Here is a 16,525-nt window from a genome sequence, read left to right as displayed (position 1 = left end):
GACGGGGGAAGACCGGGAGCAACAGCCCCGTGACCCGCCGCGCCGGAGGCGTGGCATCAGTGCCGTCATCGGGTTTCCTCCTCGGTGACCGTGTCCTGGGGCTCGTCCTCGTCGTCCTCGCCGGTGCCGATGTAGGCCTCGATCACCCGCGGGTCGGACTGCACCTCCGCCGGCGTGCCTTCGATCAGGGCCTCGCCGCGGACCAGGCAGAGCACCCGGTCGCAGAGGTTGAAGATGAACCGCATGTCGTGCTCGATCACCACGACCGACAGCCCCGAGTCCCGGATCTTGAAGATCAGGTCACTGGCCTGCTTCGTCTCCAGCGGGTTCATGCCGGCCGTCGGCTCGTCCAGCAGGATGAGCTTCGGGTCGGTGGCCAGCGCCCGTGCGATCTCGAGCCGGCGCTGGTCGCCGTACGGCATGTTCCGGGCCAGGTGCTCGGTGGACCGGCCGAGACCGACGAAGTCCAGCAGTTCCTGGGCCCGTTCCCGGGTGGCCGCCTCCTCCTTGCGGAACTTCGGCCCGCGCAGGATCGAGGTGAGCGCGCCCGAACTGGTCCGGCAGTAGCGGCCGACCATCACGTTCTCCAGGGCGGTCATGTTCGCGAACAACCGGATGTTCTGGAACGTCCGCGCCATCCCGGCCCGGACCACCGCCCGCGGCTTGGGTGGCAACGGCGTCAGCGCCTCCAGCGGCTGGACCGCGACGGCGTCCTCCGCCTCGCTCACCTGGCGCTTGGCCGACTCCGGCTTCCGCGGCGTACCGGCGAACCGGACCACACCGCCGGTCGGTTTGTAGAGTCCGGTGAGGCAGTTGAAGAACGTCGTCTTGCCGGCGCCGTTCGGGCCGATCAGACCGACGATCTCGCCTTCCCGCACGGTCAGGTCGACGTCGTTGACCGCCAGCAGACCACCGAACCGCATGGTCACGCCGGAGGCCTCCAGCACCGGCTGCCCGACCTGCCGGGTGTCCGTGGCCGGTCTATCGGTGACGGTCATTTCGCCTCCTCGACGATCAGGCGCTCTTCCTCGACCGCGACCGCCAGTTCCTCGTCCTCTTCGTGGAACTCCAGCTGGCGGCGCCTGCTGGCGACCAGGCCCTCCGGCCGGAACCGCATCATCAGCACCAGCAGCAGGCCGAACAGCATCAGCCGGTACTCCGAGAAGAACCGCAGCTTCTCCGGCAGCAACTTCAAGATCGTTGCTCCCAGCAACACGCCGGCGATGGTGCCCATACCGCCCAGCACCACGGCCGCCAGCAGGAACGCGGACTCGAGGAAGATGTACTGGTCCGGGCTGACGGCGGCGTCCTGGTGCGCCTTGATGGTGCCGGCCAGACCGGCCAGGAACGCACCGATCGCGAACGCCAGCACCTTCAGGCCGAAGACGTTGACACCCATCGCCTCGGCGGCCTTCTCGTCCTCCCGGATCGCCACCCAGCCGCGCCCGATCCGGCTCTCGTTCAGCCGGGCGAACACCAGGATCACGAACGCGATCAGGATCAGCAGCAGGAAGTAGTAGTTCGAGAAACGCCCCAGCTCCAGCCCGGCGACCGTGTGCTCATCACCGAAGTTGAAGCCGCCGATCTGCAGCTCCGGGATCCCCGGGATGCCGTTCGGGCCGTTGGTCAGCAGCGGGCCGTTGATGCCGTCCAGGTTGAACATCGCCAACCGGAAGATCTCGCCGAAGCCCAGCGTCACGATGGCCAGGTAGTCACCGGACACGCGCAGCGTCGGCGACCCGATGATCAGGCCGAGCGTCGCCGCCACGCAGGCGCCGATCAGCACCACGACCGGGAACGGCGGATGCCAGTCGATCGTCGCGAACGCCGACTCCGACAACATCGCCGCCACGTAGGCGCCGGACCCGAGGAACGCGATGTAGCCGAGGTCCAGCAGGCCGGCCAGGCCGACCACGATGTTCAGGCCGATCGCGGTGGCCGCGAAGATCAGCACCTGGGTCGCGATCGACATGTTCGCGTCCGACCCACCCTGGGTGAACGGGAAGAAGAACGCGACCACGAAGGCCGCCAGCGTGAGCACCTTCTTGTGCCGCTGCCCCACGTGCCCGAACCAGGTGATCACCCCGGTCCGGACCAGCGCCACGATCACCGTGGCGAAGAACAGCAGGCACAGGATGAACGACCACGCGTCCGTCAGGCCCAGCGCGTACGCCGCACCGAACAGCACCGCGGCCATCATCACGGCGATGGCGAGGATCTCCGACCAGGCCGGCAGCCTGGCCTTGCTCAGGTCGCGCAACTGCCGCAACGGGAGCATCCACGCGCAGGCCAGGATCAGGGCGGCACCGGCCAGGGAGACGTAGGCGCCCGGGTTGACGTTGATCAGGCCGTCGGACTCGACGCTGATCGCGACGACGATCAGCGCCATGTACAGCGTCAGGCCGGCACCCAGCGCCCGCAGGCCCAGGGTCGCGTCCAGCCAGGTCCCCATCGCCGTCAGCGGGCCGCGCTCGGCGAGCAGCAGGACCAGCGCGAGGACGGCGGCGATGATCGCGAGGATCTGCAGGCCACCCGGGTAGAAGTCGATCGACAGATCGTTCAGGATCGAGCCGTCGTAGCTCCAGGACAGGAACGAGCCGGCGATCACCAGGACGACGCCGGCGACACCGGCAGGCCACGCGATCGGCCGGACCGGCGGCTGCGCCGTCTGCGGCTCCGCCGCAGGACTTGTCTTCACGTCACTCATGCCCGGTCCACCACCCTCGCTCCGAGCAGGCCCTGCGGCCTGAAGACCAGTACCAGGATCAGGATCACGAACGCCCAGACGTCCTTCCAGGAACCGCCGCCGAACTGGCCCGGCACGTACTGCGTGGCCATCGCCTCGACGACGCCGAGCACCAGTCCGCCGACGACAGCGCCGTACACGTTGCCGATGCCGCCGAGAACCGCGGCGGTGAACGCCTTCAGACCGGCCAGGAAGCCCATCCGGAAGTCGATGTTGTTGTTCTGGAAGCCCTGCGAGATCCCGGCGATCGCGGCCAGCACGGCACCGAGGGCGAAGGCCACCACGATGATCCGGTCGACGTTGATACCCATCAGCCGGGCGGTGTCCGGGTCCTGCGAGACCGCCTGCATGCCGCGGCCGAGCCGGGTCCGGTTGATGAACAGCCACAGCAGCACTGCGCACAGTGCCAGCGCCACGACGGTGAAGATCGCGGACCGCTGGATCGTCACCCCGCCGACGTCCAGCGCCGTTCCGGTGACCACGTCGATCTGCGGGAACGGGATGCGCTGCTTGGCGCTCGGCCACTCGATGCTGCTGATGATCGTCTTGAAGACCACCCAGCCGAGTTCCGCGCCGACGACCGCGACGGCCGCCGCCTGGAAGACGGCGAGGGTGCCGATCCCGGTCCGCGCCCGGTCCTTGACCGCGACCGACAGCAGCCGGCCGATGCCCGTACCGACCGCGGCACCGACGATGATGACGCCGGGCACCAGCAGGACCGACACGTCCCGGTCGACCAGCCGGACCACGGTCCACAGCGCGACCGCGCCGGCGGCCCCGCCGAGCAGCGGGGCCCGGTCGTACCGCTTGGTCACCGGGTTGTCGAGTTCGGCCCCGGACAACCGCGCGCCGACGAAGTACCCGAGGGCGACCGCCAGCACGGCGAACGCGACCACGGTCCACCCGGGCTGCTCGTAGAAGAGCCGGATGAACTCCTGCAGGAAGACCGAGATGCCGATCGCGGTGATCAGCGGTGCGAGTCGTGGCGCGTTCCGCAGGGGACGGTACGCGACACGTTCCATCGCCACCGCGGTACCGACCGACGCGATGATGGCGCCGACGATCATGATCGGCAGGATCCACACGCCGGTCTGACCGTCGAAGAACAACAGGTAAGTGGTCAGTGCGCCGAACGCACCGATCATGAACACCTCGCCGTGGGCGAAGTTGATGAGCTGCACGATGCCGTAGACGACGGTGTACCCGACCGCGATCAGGGCGTACAGCGATCCCAGAGTCAGCCCGTTCACGAGCTGCTGGAAGAACTGGTCCACGTCGACCTCCCAACTGCCTCAGATCCGAACACGCCACGGGGGTGGGAGGATCCGCTCCCACCCCCGACGCATGAGGTCGACTCGATTAATTGGCTTCGAAGTCCTTGGTCTGGACGGTGGCCCACTTGCCACCGGCAACCTTGTAGACCGTCAGAACCTTCGACGTGGTGTCACCGTACTGGTCGAACGCCACCTTGCCGGTCACTCCGTCGAACGAGACCTTGCCGAGCGCCTCGACGGTCTTCGGCCGCGCGGACTCGACGTCGGCGGCGTCCTTCAGGGACTCCTTCAGCGCGTTGATGATCGCGTTCGCCGCGTCGTAGGAGTAGCCGCCGTACGCCGCGTACGGGTCCTTGAACCCGGCCGCGTTGTAGTCCTCGACGAACTTCTTCGCCGACTCCAGGGAGTCCACCGGCGCGCCGACCGAGGTGGCCAGGTCGTTGTCAGCGGTCTTACCGGCCAGGGTGATGAACTTCGGGTCGTAGATACCGTCGCCACCCATCAGCGGCACGGCCAGGCCGGCGGCCTTCATCTGCTGCGACAGAGGTCCGGCCTGCGGGTACTCACCGCCGTAGTAGACGGCCTGCGGTGCGGACGGCTTGATCGCCGAGATGACAGCCTGGTAGTTCGAGTCGTCCGGGTTGATGGTCTGGGCCGAGACGACCTGACCACCCAGCTTCTTGAACTCCTCGGTGAAGGTGCCGACCAGGCCCTGGCCGTACGCCTTCTTGTCGTGAATCGTGGCGACCTTCGTGATCTTCGCCGTCTCGTAGAGGTAGCGAGCGGCGAACGGGCCCTGGACCGCGTCGGTGGTGCAGGTCCGGAAGTAGGTCGGGTACGGCCGCTTCGGGTCGGTCTGCCAGTTCGCGCCCTGGGTCAGCCCCGGGCCGGTGTTGGCCGGCGAGACCTGGACGATGTTCTTCTGCGCGAGAACCGGCTGGACCTGCTGGCTGGTGCTGGTGTTCAGCGTGCCGACGACCCCGATGACGTCGGGGTCGCTGGCCAGCGCGGTGGCCGCGTTCTTGCCGGTGTCCGGCTTGGCCTCGTCGTCCTTGGCGTCGACCTCGAGCTTCCAGCCCGGGATCGCGTTGGAGTCGTTTGCCTGCTTCACGGCCAGCTCGACCGAGTGCTGGATACCCAGACCCAGCGCCGACAGGTCTCCGGACAGAGGCGCGATCACGCCGATCTTGGCGGTCTTCGTCGCATCTCCGGAGCCCCCGCCAGAGTCGTCGCCACTGCGTGAACCGCACGCAGTCAGGGCCAACGACGCAACGATCAGCGACGCGCCGACCCGTACTACGGAACGCTGGTGCACTGTTCCTCCCATGTCTGGATAATCCGAGTAGATCCCCGGACTCCCGCGAACGCCGCGAGCACCCGCAGGTTAGACCTCTGGTGGCTCTTCAGGCGATGTCACAGAACGTGTGTTGTGAGGTCGTTACAGCGGTAAGCAGCATTGGTGAAGTTGATCCCTGTACGCACGCTCAGCGCCGGACGCGCACAGTGACTCAGTCGCTACCGCCCGCCTCGTCAACGACCAACTCCGCGACCTGCCGCATGGAAACTCTTTTGTCCATGGCGGTTTTCTGGATCCACCGGAACGAGTCCGGCTCGGACAGCCCGAACTTCGTCTGCAGGATCGACTTGGCCCGGTCGACCAGTTTGCGGGTCTCCAGCCGCTCGGCCAGGTCGGCGACCTCACGTTCCAGCTCGGCCAGCTCGACGTACCGGGACGCGGCGATCTCGATCGCGGGCAACAGGTCGGCCTTGGAGAACGGTTTCACCAGGTACGCCATCGCGCCGGCGTCGCGGGCCCGCTCGACCAGCTCGCGCTGGGAGAACGCGGTCAGCATCAGCACCGGGGCGATCCGCTCTCCGGCGATCTTCTCGGCCGCGCTGAGCCCGTCGAGCTTCGGCATCTTGACGTCGAGAATCACCAGATCCGGCCGATGCTCCGTCGCCAGCCGGATGGCCTCCTCCCCGTCGCCCGCCTGCCCGACGACGTCGTACCCCTCCTCGGCCAGCATCTCGGCCAGATCCATCCGGATCAACGCCTCATCCTCAGCGATCACCACACGCTTAGCAGTCACACCCGACACCCTATCGATCCGGACAGCGGCCGAAGGCCTGAGGTGGGCACCGCACACGCCGGTATCCGATTGGCGGACGGACGGGAACCATGGGCTAGGATCTTGGTCCTGCAGGCCCTGGTAATCCAATCGGCAGAGATAGTGGTCTCAAACACCATACAGTGTGGGTTCGAGTCCCACCCAGGGCACAGATTCTGTCGGCGTCCACTGCGAATCTCAGGTCATGTACGACGAGAGAACGCGAAGGATCGCACTCGCGGCCATCGAGGCCGGCGCGAGTCTCAACTCGGTCAGCAAGCGGCTCGGAATCAGTCGCGCGGCGCTCCGGGACTGGCGAGATGGCGGGGAGCGGCAGTCTCCCGCGAATCGGTGTCCGCGTTGTACTGAGGAGCAATTGGCTGCCGCAGCGTACGCGCACTTGCTAGGGCTGTACCTGGGCGACGGGTGCCTGTCGAAGCACAGGAAGGACGTGTACGCCTTGCGGATCGCGTGCGACACCGCGTATCCGCGACTCATCGACGAGGCGGCGGCAGCGATCGCCGACGTACACCCGAGTCGTCCTGTGCACCGAGTGCGGGCTGTTGGATGCACCTCAGTGCTGTCGTACTGGAAGCACTGGCCCTGTCTGTTTCCTCAGCATGGGCCAGGACCCAAGCACCGGCGATCGATCGAACTCGCGACGTGGCAGCGCGAGATCGTTGCCACGTACCCCGAACAGCTCCTGCGCGGGCTGTTCAATGCCGACGGCTGCCGTGTCGCGAACTGGGCGACCCGGACGGTCGGCGGCGCACTCAAGCGCTACGAGTACCCGCGGTACATGTTCTCCAACGAGTCCACAGACATCATGCGGCTGTGTCAGTGGGCACTCGACCTGGCCGGCGTACCTTGGCGGATGCCTCGATCCAACGCGCTGTCCGTCGCCCGCCGCGATGCGGTCGCACGGCTGGACGAGTTCATCGGACCGAAGTCATAGCCCCGAACGCGGTTGAGGCAGGCGGTCTGCTGACCGCCTGCCTCAACCACATCTCTGCGGATCTCTCTGTTGTCTTCTTCGGCTCTTTGGTTCGAGCCGTTACCGCGGTTCCGGGTTGCGGTAGGCGGGGGCTATGCCTTGGATGGCGTCGCCCATGCGGTGGACGCGGAGGGCGTTGGTGGAGCCGGGGATGCTGGGCGGGGAGCCGGCGACGATGACGACGAGGTCACCCTTCTGGAGTTTGCCGAGCTCGAGCAGGCGCTGGTCGACCTGGCGGACCATCTCGTCGGTGTGGTCGACAGTGGGGACGATGTGCGTCTCGATGCCCCAGACGACGCTCAGCCAAGAGCTCACCGACGGGACCGGGGTGAAGGCGAGCACCGGAATCTCGGTGCGGTAGCGAGCCAGCCGCAGCGCGGTGTCGCCGCTCTGGGTGAACGCGACCAGGAACTTCGCGTCCAGCCGCTCGGCCACGTCCGCGGCGGCCCGGGCGATCACGCCGCCCTTGGTCCGCGGCTCCCACTCGATCTCCTTGACCCGGCTCAGTCCGTGCTGCTCGGTGGAGGCGACGATCCGCGCCATCGTCTTCACCGTCTCGATCGGGAACCGGCCGACGCTGGTCTCGCCGGACAGCATCACCGCGTCGGCACCGTCCAGTACGGCGTTCGCGACGTCGGACGCCTCGGCCCGGGTCGGCCGCGGCGCGGAGATCATCGACTCCAGCATCTGGGTGGCGACGATCACCGGCTTCGCGTTCAGCCGGGCCTGGTCGATGATCAGCTTCTGGACCAGCGGAACCTCCTCGAGCGGGAGCTCCACGCCGAGGTCGCCGCGGGCCACCATGAACCCGTCGAAGGCCTCGACGATCTCGTCCAGGTTGGCGACCGCCTGCGGCTTCTCGATCTTGGCGATCACCGGGACCCGCAGGCCCTCCTCGTCCATGATCTTGTGCACCAGCTGGACATCGGCGGCGTCCCGGACGAACGACAGCGCGATCATGTCGGCCGGCAGGTGCAGCGCCCAGCGCAGGTCCTCGGCGTCCTTCTCCGACAGCGCCGGGACGCTGACCGCGACACCGGGCAGGTTGATGCCCTTGTGGTTCGAGACCGGCCCGCCGACGGTGACCCGGCAGACCACGTCGGTCTCGGTCACCTCCTCGGCGACCAGCGCGACCCGGCCGTCGTCGATGAGCAACTGGTCGCCGGGGTTCACGTCACCGGGCAGACCGTCGTACGTCGTCCCGCAGATGGTCACGTCCCCGGGAACCTCCCGGGTGGTGATGGTGAAGCGTTCGCCGTAGGTCAGGGTGACCTTGCCCTCGGCGAACTCGGCCAGCCGGATCTTCGGCCCCTGCAGGTCGACCAGGATGCCGACTCCTCGGCCGGTCTCGGCCGCTGCGGTGCGGATCCGCTGATAGATGCGCTCATGCTCGGCATGGGCACCATGGCTCAGGTTGAGCCTTGCGACGTCCATACCTGCTTGGACGAGTTCCAGGATGCGCTCGGGGGCGGCCGTAGCCGGGCCGAGCGTACAAACGATCTTTGCGCGACGCACGTCACAAAACCCTACTCCTACAAACCACTGGGCCCGCTGGTCCGCCCCCGTTACTGGACGGTTAACAGGTCGTGACACTTGGCCGCGAAGGCTGAATCGTCAAGAAGGCAAGGGGGTGTAGGCGCCCACGGTCACCTCGCCGCTGAGCTCCGCGGTGACCGTCTGCAGACCGATCGGCCGGCCCTTGAGGTACGTGATGAGGGTGACCTGTCCCGGCCGGCGCAACGTGTACCCCAGGGCGAACGCGTACGCCGCTCCCCCGGTCGTCCCGTTCGTGTACGTCGTCACCGGGCGGCCGTCGACGACCTTGTGCTCCGGCCCGACCTGACGGTGCAGGTGCCCGGACAGCAGCAACGTCGCGCAGCCACGAGCGGCCGTGTCGGCGAACGACGACGGGTCGTGCACGACGAAGGTGGAGATCCGGTTGTCCTCCGGCTGCTCGCAGGCGACGTCCGCGAGCCGCTCGGACTGCTCGGCGATCGTCTCGTCGCCGGCCGAGTCGGCACTGCCGAGCCCGGTCCGGGTCGGGTCGCTGTCGCCGAGGAACCGGATCCCCTCGACCTCGACCGGTTTGCTGTCGAGCACGGTGAACCCGTTCTTCCGCATCGCGGCCTCGATGTGCCCGCCGGCGTCGTGGTTGCCGGCCACTGCGACCACCTTCAGGTCCCGGAAGTGCTGGGCCAGCGAGTGGATGCTGAACACCTCCCACGACTGCCCGGACGACGAGTCGTCGCCGGCGTCGATCAGCACCTTCGCCCCGGCCACCTTCGCCACCTCGGCGGCGAAGGGGTCCATCCCGATGTTGTCGTGCCGGTCCGACACCAGCAGGGCGACCGTCTCGTCCTCGGTCGCCTGGTGGATCCGGCCGCCGACCCGGGTGACCCGGTCGCGCAGCCGGCCGTAGAACTCGGTGGAGCGCTCGTACGTCTCGACCGCCGTCCGGATGACGCCGACCCCACCCGTGGTGGAGAACCCGGCCGCGACCTCGACGCTCTTGAGCCGCTCGTCGAACGAGAGCTCCGGCAGCAGCTGGTGCAGCGGCCGCCACTCGGTCGGCGGTACTTCGGCCGTCCGCATCTGCCCCGGGCCGAAGATCGACGCGATCGTGATCAGCATCGCGACCAGCACGACGATCGCCCGGTGCTCGACCCGGCGCTCGTGCTTGTGCACCAGGTCCCACAGCTCCCGCCGGCGACGCCGGCCCAGAGCGGTCCAGACCGTTGCGACCACGACCGCGACCAGCAGCCCGGACCCCGCGCCGGCGACGGCGTTGTCGACCGCCATCTCCTGGATCACCTGCTGGATCCGGGCGATCTCACCGTCCGGCTGCGAGGCGATCAGGGCGTCGCGGTTGAGCAGCTCGGTCAGGTCGTCGGCGTCGGTCTCCTGGACGTCGACGTTGACGCCGGTGCCGAGCGGGCCGCCGGCCGGGATCCGCAGCCGCGGCAGGACGGCGCCCAGGTCGACGGTGGCGTGCCCGTCGAACGTCGGCGAGATGGTGGCGGCGTGCGCACCGATCGTCACCCGCTCGGAGTCGTTCGCGAACCCGAACAGGCCGACCGACACCGACGTCGCCAGCCAGAGCAGGCTGAGCGCGGCCCACGGCGCGATCGCACGGAGCCGGGCTCTGGTCACGAGGCGGCTAACCATGGCTCAACCGTAGGCGGCCGGACAAGCCGATGCATCTCGAACTGCCGCGGGCCGCAGGCGACATTTCGTTGCCTGCGGCCCGGATCATCGCGGCGTCGGGGCGGATCAGACCGCCACCGGGCGGGCGGTCGGCGGGATGGGGGTCGGCAGCGTGGACGACCCGGTCAGGTGGGTGTCCACACCGTTGGCGCAGGAGCGGCCCTCGGCGATCGCCCAGACGATCAGGGACTGGCCACGGCCGGCGTCACCGCAGGCGAACACGCCCTCGACCGAGGTCTGGTACTGCTTGTCCCGCTTGACGTTGCCGCGCTCGTCCAGCTCGACCCCGAGCTGCTCGAGGAAGCCTTCGCGCTCCGGGCCGAGGAAGCCCATCGCGAGCAGCACGAGCTGCGCCGGGATGGTCCGCTCGGTACCCTCGATCGGGACGAACCGGCCGTCCTTGAACTCGACCTCGACCAGGTTCAGGCCCGCCACGTTGCCATCGGCATCGGCCTCGAAGTCGACCGTCGAGACCGAGTAGACCCGCTCGCCGCCCTCCTCGTGCGCCGAGGCGACCCGATAGATCATCGGGTACGTCGGCCACGGCTGGCCGGCCGGGCGGTCGTCACCGGGGCGCGGCATGATCTCCAGCTGGGTGACCGAGCGCGCGCCCTGGCGGTGCGCCGTACCGAGGCAGTCCGCGCCGGTGTCGCCGCCGCCGATGATGACCACGTCTTTGCCAGTGGCAACGATCTGGTCGGCCACGGTCTCACCGAGGGCGACCCGGTTGGCCTGCGGCAGGTACTCCATCGCCTGGTGGATGCCACCGTACTCACGGCCCGGCACCGGCAGGTCGCGGGCCGCGGTCGACCCGGTGGCGATGACGACGGCGTCGTACCGCTGCTTGAGCTGGGTCCCGGTGACGTCCACGCCGACGTTGACGCCGGAACGGAAGACCGTGCCCTCCTCCTTCATCTGCTGGATCCGGCGGTCGACCTGGATCTTCTCCATCTTGAACTCGGGAATGCCGTACCGCAGCAGTCCGCCCGGGGCGTCGGCCCGCTCGTAGACCGCGACGGTGTGCCCGGCGCGGGTCAGCTGCTGGGCGGCGGCCAGGCCGGCCGGCCCGGAGCCGACGACCGCGATCGTCTTGCCGGTCAGCCACTCCGGTGGCTGCGGCTTCACGTCACCGGCGTCCCAGGCTTTGTCGATGATGGCGACCTCGACGTTCTTGATTGTCACCGGCTCCTGGTTGATGCCGAGCACGCAGGCCGGCTCGCACGGCGCCGGGCACAGCCGGCCGGTGAACTCCGGGAAGTTGTTGGTCGCGTGCAGCCGCTCGATCGCACCGGACCAGTCGTCCCGCCAGACCAGGTCGTTCCACTCCGGGATCAGGTTGCCGAGCGGGCAGCCGCTGTGGCAGAACGGGATGCCGCAGTCCATGCAGCGGCCGGCCTGCTTGGTGATGATCGGCAGCAGCGCCTTGCCGGGCCCACCGGGGTAGACCTCTTTCCAGTCCTTGACCCGCTCGTCGACCGGGCGCCGTTCGGCGACCTCCCGCGGGGTGGTCAGGAATCCCTTCGGGTCAGCCATCAGATGGCCTCCATCATCGCTCGCGTGGTGGCGTCCTCGTCCAGCCCGTCCCGCTCGGCGGCCGCCTTGGCCGCCAGCACCCGGGCGTAGTCGCGGGGCATCACCGTGGTGAACCTGGCGGCGGCCGCGGGCCAGTCGGCGAGCAGCTTGGCCGCCCGTTCCGAACCGGTCTCCTCGTGGTGCCTGCGGACCAGGTCGTGCAGCAGTTCGGACTCGTCCTCGGTGACCGGGCGCAGGTCCACCAGCTCCGGGTTCACCAAGGCGTGGTCCAGGTCGAGCACGTGGGCCACGCCGCCCGACATGCCCGCCGCGAAGTTCCGGCCGACGGCGCCGAGTACGACGACGCGCCCACCGGTCATGTACTCGCAGGCGTGGTCGCCGACCGACTCGACGACCGCGATGGCCCCGGAGTTCCGGACGCAGAACCGTTGCCCGGCCCCACCGCTGATGAACAGTTCGCCGGACGTCGCGCCGTACGCGATCACGTTGCCGGCGATGATCTGGTCGGCGGCGTCGAACCGGGCCCGGCGGTCGGGCCGGATCACCACCCGGCCGCCCGACAGGCCCTTGCCGACGTAGTCGTTGGCGTCGCCTTCGAGGCGCAGCGTGACACCGCGCGGGACGAAGGCGGCGAACGAGTTGCCGGCCGACCCGGTGAAGGTCAGGTCGATGGTGCCGTCGGCCAGGCCGGCCGCGCGGTAGCGCTTGGTGATCTCGTGGCCGAGCATCGTGCCGACGGTCCGGTTCACGTTCCGGATCGGCAGCTGCGCCCGGACCGGCTCACCGGTCTCCAGCGCCGGTCGGCAGATCCGGATCAGCTCGTTGTCGAGCGCCTTGTCGAGACCGTGGTCCTGGAGCACCGTCTGGTGCCGGGCCGCGCCCTCCGGCAGCGCCGGCACGTGCAGGATCGGCGACAGGTCGAGGCCGTCGGCCTTCCAGTGGTCGACCGCGCGCCGGATGTCCAGCACCTCGGCGTGCCCGATCGCCTCGTCCAGCGAGCGGAAGCCCAGCTGGGCCAGGTACTCCCGGACCTCCTCGGCGATGAACTCGAAGAAGTTCACCACGAACTCGGGCTTGCCGGAGTACCGGCCGCGCAGCACGGGGTTCTGGGTGGCGACGCCGACCGGGCAGGTGTCCAGGTGGCAGACCCGCATCATGATGCAGCCCGACACCACCAGCGGCGCGGTGGCGAAGCCGTACTCCTCGGCGCCGAGGAGCGCCGCGACGATCACGTCCCGGCCGGTCTTCAGCTGACCGTCGGTCTGGACGACGATTCGGTCGCGCAGACCGTTGAGCAGCAGGGTCTGCTGGGTCTCGGCCAGACCGAGCTCCCAGGGACCGCCGGCGTGCTTCAGCGACGTCAGCGGGGCCGCACCGGTACCGCCGTCGTGCCCGGAGATCAGGACGACGTCCGCGTGCGCCTTGCTGACCCCCGCGGCGATCGTGCCGACGCCGACCTCGGAGACGAGCTTCACGTGGATGCGCGCCTGCGGGTTGGCGTTCTTGAGGTCGTGGATCAGCTGCGCCAGGTCCTCGATCGAGTAGATGTCGTGGTGCGGCGGCGGCGAGATCAGGCCGACACCCGGGGTCGAGTGCCGGGTGCTGGCCACCCACGGGTACACCTTGTTGCCCGGAAGCTGACCACCCTCGCCGGGCTTCGCGCCCTGCGCCATCTTGATCTGGATGTCGTCGGAGTTCGTCAGGTACTCCGCGGTCACGCCGAACCGGCCGGACGCGACCTGCTTGATCGAGCTCCGCCGGGCCGGGTCGTGCAGGCGGTCGGAGTCCTCGCCGCCCTCACCGGTGTTCGACTTGCCGCCGAGCTGGTTCATCGCGATCGCCAGCGTGGTGTGCGCCTCGGCGCTGATCGAGCCGTAGCTCATCGCGCCGGTGCTGAACCGCTTGACGATCTCGCTGACCGGCTCGACCTCGTCGAGCGGGATCGGCTCGCGGTCGGACTCGAAGCCGAACAGGCCGCGCAGCGTCATCAGCCGCTCGGACTGCTCGTCGACGCGGGACGTGTACTGCTTGAAGATGTCGTAGCGCCCGGTCCGGGTGCTGTGCTGCAGCCGGAAGACCGTCTCCGGGTCGAACAGGTGCGGCTCGCCCTCACGCCGCCACTGGTACTCGCCGCCGATCTCCAGCTTGCGGTGCGCGGCCAGGATGCCGTCGGCCGGGTACGCACGCAGGTGCCGGCGGCGGACCTCCTCGGCGATCGTGTCCAGGCCGACGCCGCCGAGCTTGGACGACGTACCGGTGAAGTAGGTGTCGACCAGCTCGGGTGACAGACCGGTCGCCTCGAAGATCTGGGCACCCGTGTACGACGCGACCGTCGACACACCCATCTTCGACATCACCTTGAGCACGCCCTTGCCGAGCGACTTCACCACGTTGCGGACGGCCTGCTCCGGCTCGACACCCGGCAGGTACGTACCCCGGCGGCTGAGGTCCTCGACCGACTCGAGCGCGAGGTACGGGTTGATCGCGGCCGCGCCGTACCCCATCAGGAGCGCGACGTGGTGGACCTCGCGGACGTCACCGGCCTCGACCACCAGACCGACCTGCGTGCGGGTCTTCTCCCTCACCAGGTGGTGATGAACCGCGGAGGTCAGCAGCAGCGACGGGATCGGCGCGTTCTCGGCGTTCGAGTGCCGGTCGGACAGCACCAGGATGCGAGCGCCGTCCACGATCGCGGCGGACGCCTCGGCGCAGATCTCGGCGAGCCGCGCCTCGAGCGCCTGGCCGCCCCCCTCGACGTCGTACACGCCGCGCAGCACCGTGGTCGCCAGGCCCGGCATGTCGCCGTCGAGGTTGATGTGGCGCAGCTTGGCGAGCTCGTCGTTGGTGATCACCGGGAACGGCAGCACGACCTGCCGGCAGGACGCCGGGCTCGGGTCGAGCAGGTTCGCCTCGGGACCGAGGGACGACGACAGCGAGGTGACGAGCTCCTCGCGGATCGCGTCCAGCGGCGGGTTCGTGACCTGGGCGAACAACTGGGCGAAGTAGTCGAACAGCAGCCGCGGCCGGTCGCTCAGAACGGCGATCGGCGTGTCGGTGCCCATCGAGCCGATCGGTTCCGCGCCGGTCTTCGCCATCGGGGTGAGGATGACCCGCAGCTCCTCCTCGGTGTACCCGAACACCTGCTGGCGGCGGGTGACCGAGGCGTGGCTGTGGACGACGTGCTCGCGCTCGTGCAGGTCCTCGAAGCGGATCAGGCCGGCGTGCAGCCACTCGTCGTACGGGTGCTCGGAGGCGAGCGCGTTCTTCACCTCGGAGTCGGTGACGATCCGGTGCGCCTCGACGTCGACCAGGAAGATCCGGCCCGGCTCGAGCCGGCCCTTCTCGGTCACGGTCGCCGGGTCGATGTCCAGGACGCCGGCCTCGGACGCCAGCACGACGAGACCGTCCTCGGTCACCCAGTACCGCGACGGCCGGAGACCGTTGCGGTCCAGCACCGCGCCGACCTTGGTGCCGTCGGAGAAGACCACCGACGCCGGGCCGTCCCACGGCTCCATCAGGGTCGAGTGGAACTCGTAGAACGCGCGCCGCCGCGGATCCATCGTGGCGGCGTTCTCCCACGCCTCCGGGATCATCATCAGCATCGCGTGCGGCAGCGACCGGCCGCCGAGGTGCAGCAGCTCGAGCACCTCGTCGAACGACGCCGAGTCGGAAGCTCCCGGCGTACAGATCGGGTAGAGCTGCTCCAGGTCGCCCGGGATCAGGTCGCTGGCCAGCAGCGCCTCACGGGCCCGCATCCAGTTGCGGTTGCCCTGGACGGTGTTGATCTCACCGTTGTGGGCGATGTACCGGTACGGGTGGGCCAGCGGCCAGGACGGGAACGTGTTGGTGGAGAACCGCGAGTGCACGACACCGATCGCGGACGCGAGGTCGGGGTCGGTCAGCTCGGGGAAGAACTTGTCCAGCTGGTCGGTGGTCAGCATCCCCTTGTAGGTGATGGTCCGGCCGGACAGCGACGGGAAGTAGGTCTCGGTCTCCTTCTCGGCCCGCTTGCGCAGCCGGAAGACCATCCGCTCCAGCGCCAGGCCGAGCACGCGGCCCGCCTTGGCGGCGACGAACAGCTGCTTGAAGGTCGGCATCACCGAACGGGCGGTGGCGCCGAGCAGGTCCGGCTCGGTCGGCACGTCGCGCCAGCCCAGGACGGCCAGATTCTCATCCGCGGCGAGCTCCTCGATCCGGGCGATCGCCTTGGCGGCGTCGTCCGGGTCGGCCGGGAGGAAGGCGATGCCGGTGGCGTAGCTGCGCGGCACCGGGAGCTCGAACTCGCACACCTTGCGGTAGTACGCGTCCGGGACCTGGATCAGGATGCCGGCACCGTCGCCGGAGTCCGGCTCGGCGCCGGAGGCGCCGCGGTGCTCGAGGTTGCGCAGGGCGGTCAAAGCCTTCGCCACGATGTCGTGGCTGGGTTCACCGGTCAGGGTCGCGACGAAGGCGACACCACAAGCGTCGTGCTCGTGCTGTCCGTCGTACAGACCCTCGCTCGGGAATGGGGCGCGACCAAACATTCAGGAGCTCCCGTCGTCCTACGGTCAAACAACTGGCCGCGGGACAACACTGGCCCAAGCCGGGAGTCCCGAGACTACCTCATGACGCCCGACAGATGGACTTCCGTTCCACCGTCACCACGCCTTCTCACCCACAGTAAGCA

10 protein-coding genes and 1 tRNA gene are annotated in these 16,525 nt (G+C 68.8%); 2 read left to right on the top strand and 9 right to left on the bottom strand.

What is annotated here, in order from left to right:
- Positions 1 to 65: 65 nt before the first annotated feature.
- The 5 genes from E1218_RS15715 to E1218_RS15690 form a co-directional block, all read right to left on the bottom strand.
- On the bottom strand, positions 66 to 998 hold the full coding sequence (locus E1218_RS15715) for an ABC transporter ATP-binding protein (protein WP_132320711.1): 933 nt from the start codon (positions 996 to 998) through the stop codon (positions 66 to 68).
- Positions 995 to 2,707, bottom strand: a complete 1,713-nt coding sequence (locus E1218_RS15710) for a branched-chain amino acid ABC transporter permease (RefSeq protein WP_132320709.1) — start codon at positions 2,705 to 2,707, stop codon at positions 995 to 997. Before E1218_RS15710 ends, E1218_RS15715 begins: the two co-directional genes overlap by 4 nt.
- Entirely contained in the window at positions 2,704 to 4,020 is a 1,317-nt protein-coding gene (locus E1218_RS15705) for a branched-chain amino acid ABC transporter permease (RefSeq protein ID WP_233712253.1), read from the bottom strand. Before E1218_RS15705 ends, E1218_RS15710 begins: the two co-directional genes overlap by 4 nt.
- 85 nt (positions 4,021 to 4,105) lie before the next feature.
- On the bottom strand, positions 4,106 to 5,347 hold the full coding sequence (locus tag E1218_RS15695) for a branched-chain amino acid ABC transporter substrate-binding protein (RefSeq protein ID WP_233712252.1): 1,242 nt from the start codon (positions 5,345 to 5,347) through the stop codon (positions 4,106 to 4,108).
- 181 nt (positions 5,348 to 5,528) lie between these two features.
- Positions 5,529 to 6,119 carry an ANTAR domain-containing response regulator gene (locus E1218_RS15690; protein ID WP_132320707.1) on the bottom strand — a complete coding sequence of 197 codons (591 nt, stop codon included), beginning with the start codon at positions 6,117 to 6,119 and terminating at the stop codon, positions 5,529 to 5,531.
- Positions 6,120 to 6,224: 105 nt separating this feature from the next.
- Between E1218_RS15690 and E1218_RS15685 the strand changes: the two genes are divergently transcribed.
- Both E1218_RS15685 and E1218_RS15680 read left to right on the top strand, forming a co-directional pair.
- A tRNA-Leu gene (locus tag E1218_RS15685) sits at positions 6,225 to 6,298 on the top strand.
- A gap of 206 nt (positions 6,299 to 6,504) precedes the next feature.
- On the top strand, positions 6,505 to 7,083 hold the full coding sequence (locus E1218_RS15680) for a transcriptional regulator (RefSeq protein ID WP_233712251.1): 579 nt from the start codon (positions 6,505 to 6,507) through the stop codon (positions 7,081 to 7,083).
- 99 nt (positions 7,084 to 7,182) lie between these two features.
- Here E1218_RS15680 and pyk read toward each other — a convergent pair whose 3' ends face one another.
- From pyk to gltB, 4 genes are all read right to left on the bottom strand, one after another.
- Positions 7,183 to 8,637 (bottom strand): pyruvate kinase, encoded by a 1,455-nt coding sequence (gene pyk, locus E1218_RS15675; RefSeq protein WP_132320703.1) that lies wholly within the window; start codon positions 8,635 to 8,637, stop codon positions 7,183 to 7,185.
- A 99-nt stretch (positions 8,638 to 8,736) separates the two neighbouring features.
- Entirely contained in the window at positions 8,737 to 10,287 is a 1,551-nt protein-coding gene (locus E1218_RS15670; protein ID WP_132320701.1) for a metallophosphoesterase family protein, read from the bottom strand.
- Between the two features lie 105 nt (positions 10,288 to 10,392).
- A complete protein-coding gene (locus tag E1218_RS15665; protein WP_132320699.1) occupies positions 10,393 to 11,859 on the bottom strand; it encodes a glutamate synthase subunit beta in 1,467 nt (488 codons plus the stop codon).
- On the bottom strand, positions 11,859 to 16,382 hold the full coding sequence (gene gltB, locus E1218_RS15660; RefSeq protein ID WP_132320697.1) for a glutamate synthase large subunit: 4,524 nt from the start codon (positions 16,380 to 16,382) through the stop codon (positions 11,859 to 11,861). Before gltB ends, E1218_RS15665 begins: the two co-directional genes overlap by 1 nt.
- Positions 16,383 to 16,525: the final 143 nt, after the last annotated feature.

It is taken from the genome of Kribbella turkmenica (assembly GCF_004348725.1).
GTDB lineage: Bacteria > Actinomycetota > Actinomycetes > Propionibacteriales > Kribbellaceae > Kribbella > Kribbella turkmenica.
The sequence above is the reverse complement of the archived record's forward strand: the minus strand, read 5'-3'. Positions and strand labels throughout refer to the sequence as shown.

Coding starts and splice junctions, on each gene's coding strand:
- E1218_RS15695 (WP_233712252.1), bottom strand. CDS start 5,347: ATGGGAGGAACAGTGCACCAGCGTTCCGTAGTACGGGTCGGCGCGTCG.
- E1218_RS15665 (WP_132320699.1), bottom strand. CDS start 11,859: ATGGCTGACCCGAAGGGATTCCTGACCACCCCGCGGGAGGTCGCCGAA.
- E1218_RS15670 (WP_132320701.1), bottom strand. CDS start 10,287: ATGGTTAGCCGCCTCGTGACCAGAGCCCGGCTCCGTGCGATCGCGCCG.
- E1218_RS15710 (WP_132320709.1), bottom strand. CDS start 2,707: ATGAGTGACGTGAAGACAAGTCCTGCGGCGGAGCCGCAGACGGCGCAG.
- E1218_RS15715 (WP_132320711.1), bottom strand. CDS start 998: ATGACCGTCACCGATAGACCGGCCACGGACACCCGGCAGGTCGGGCAG.
- gltB (WP_132320697.1), bottom strand. CDS start 16,382: ATGTTTGGTCGCGCCCCATTCCCGAGCGAGGGTCTGTACGACGGACAG.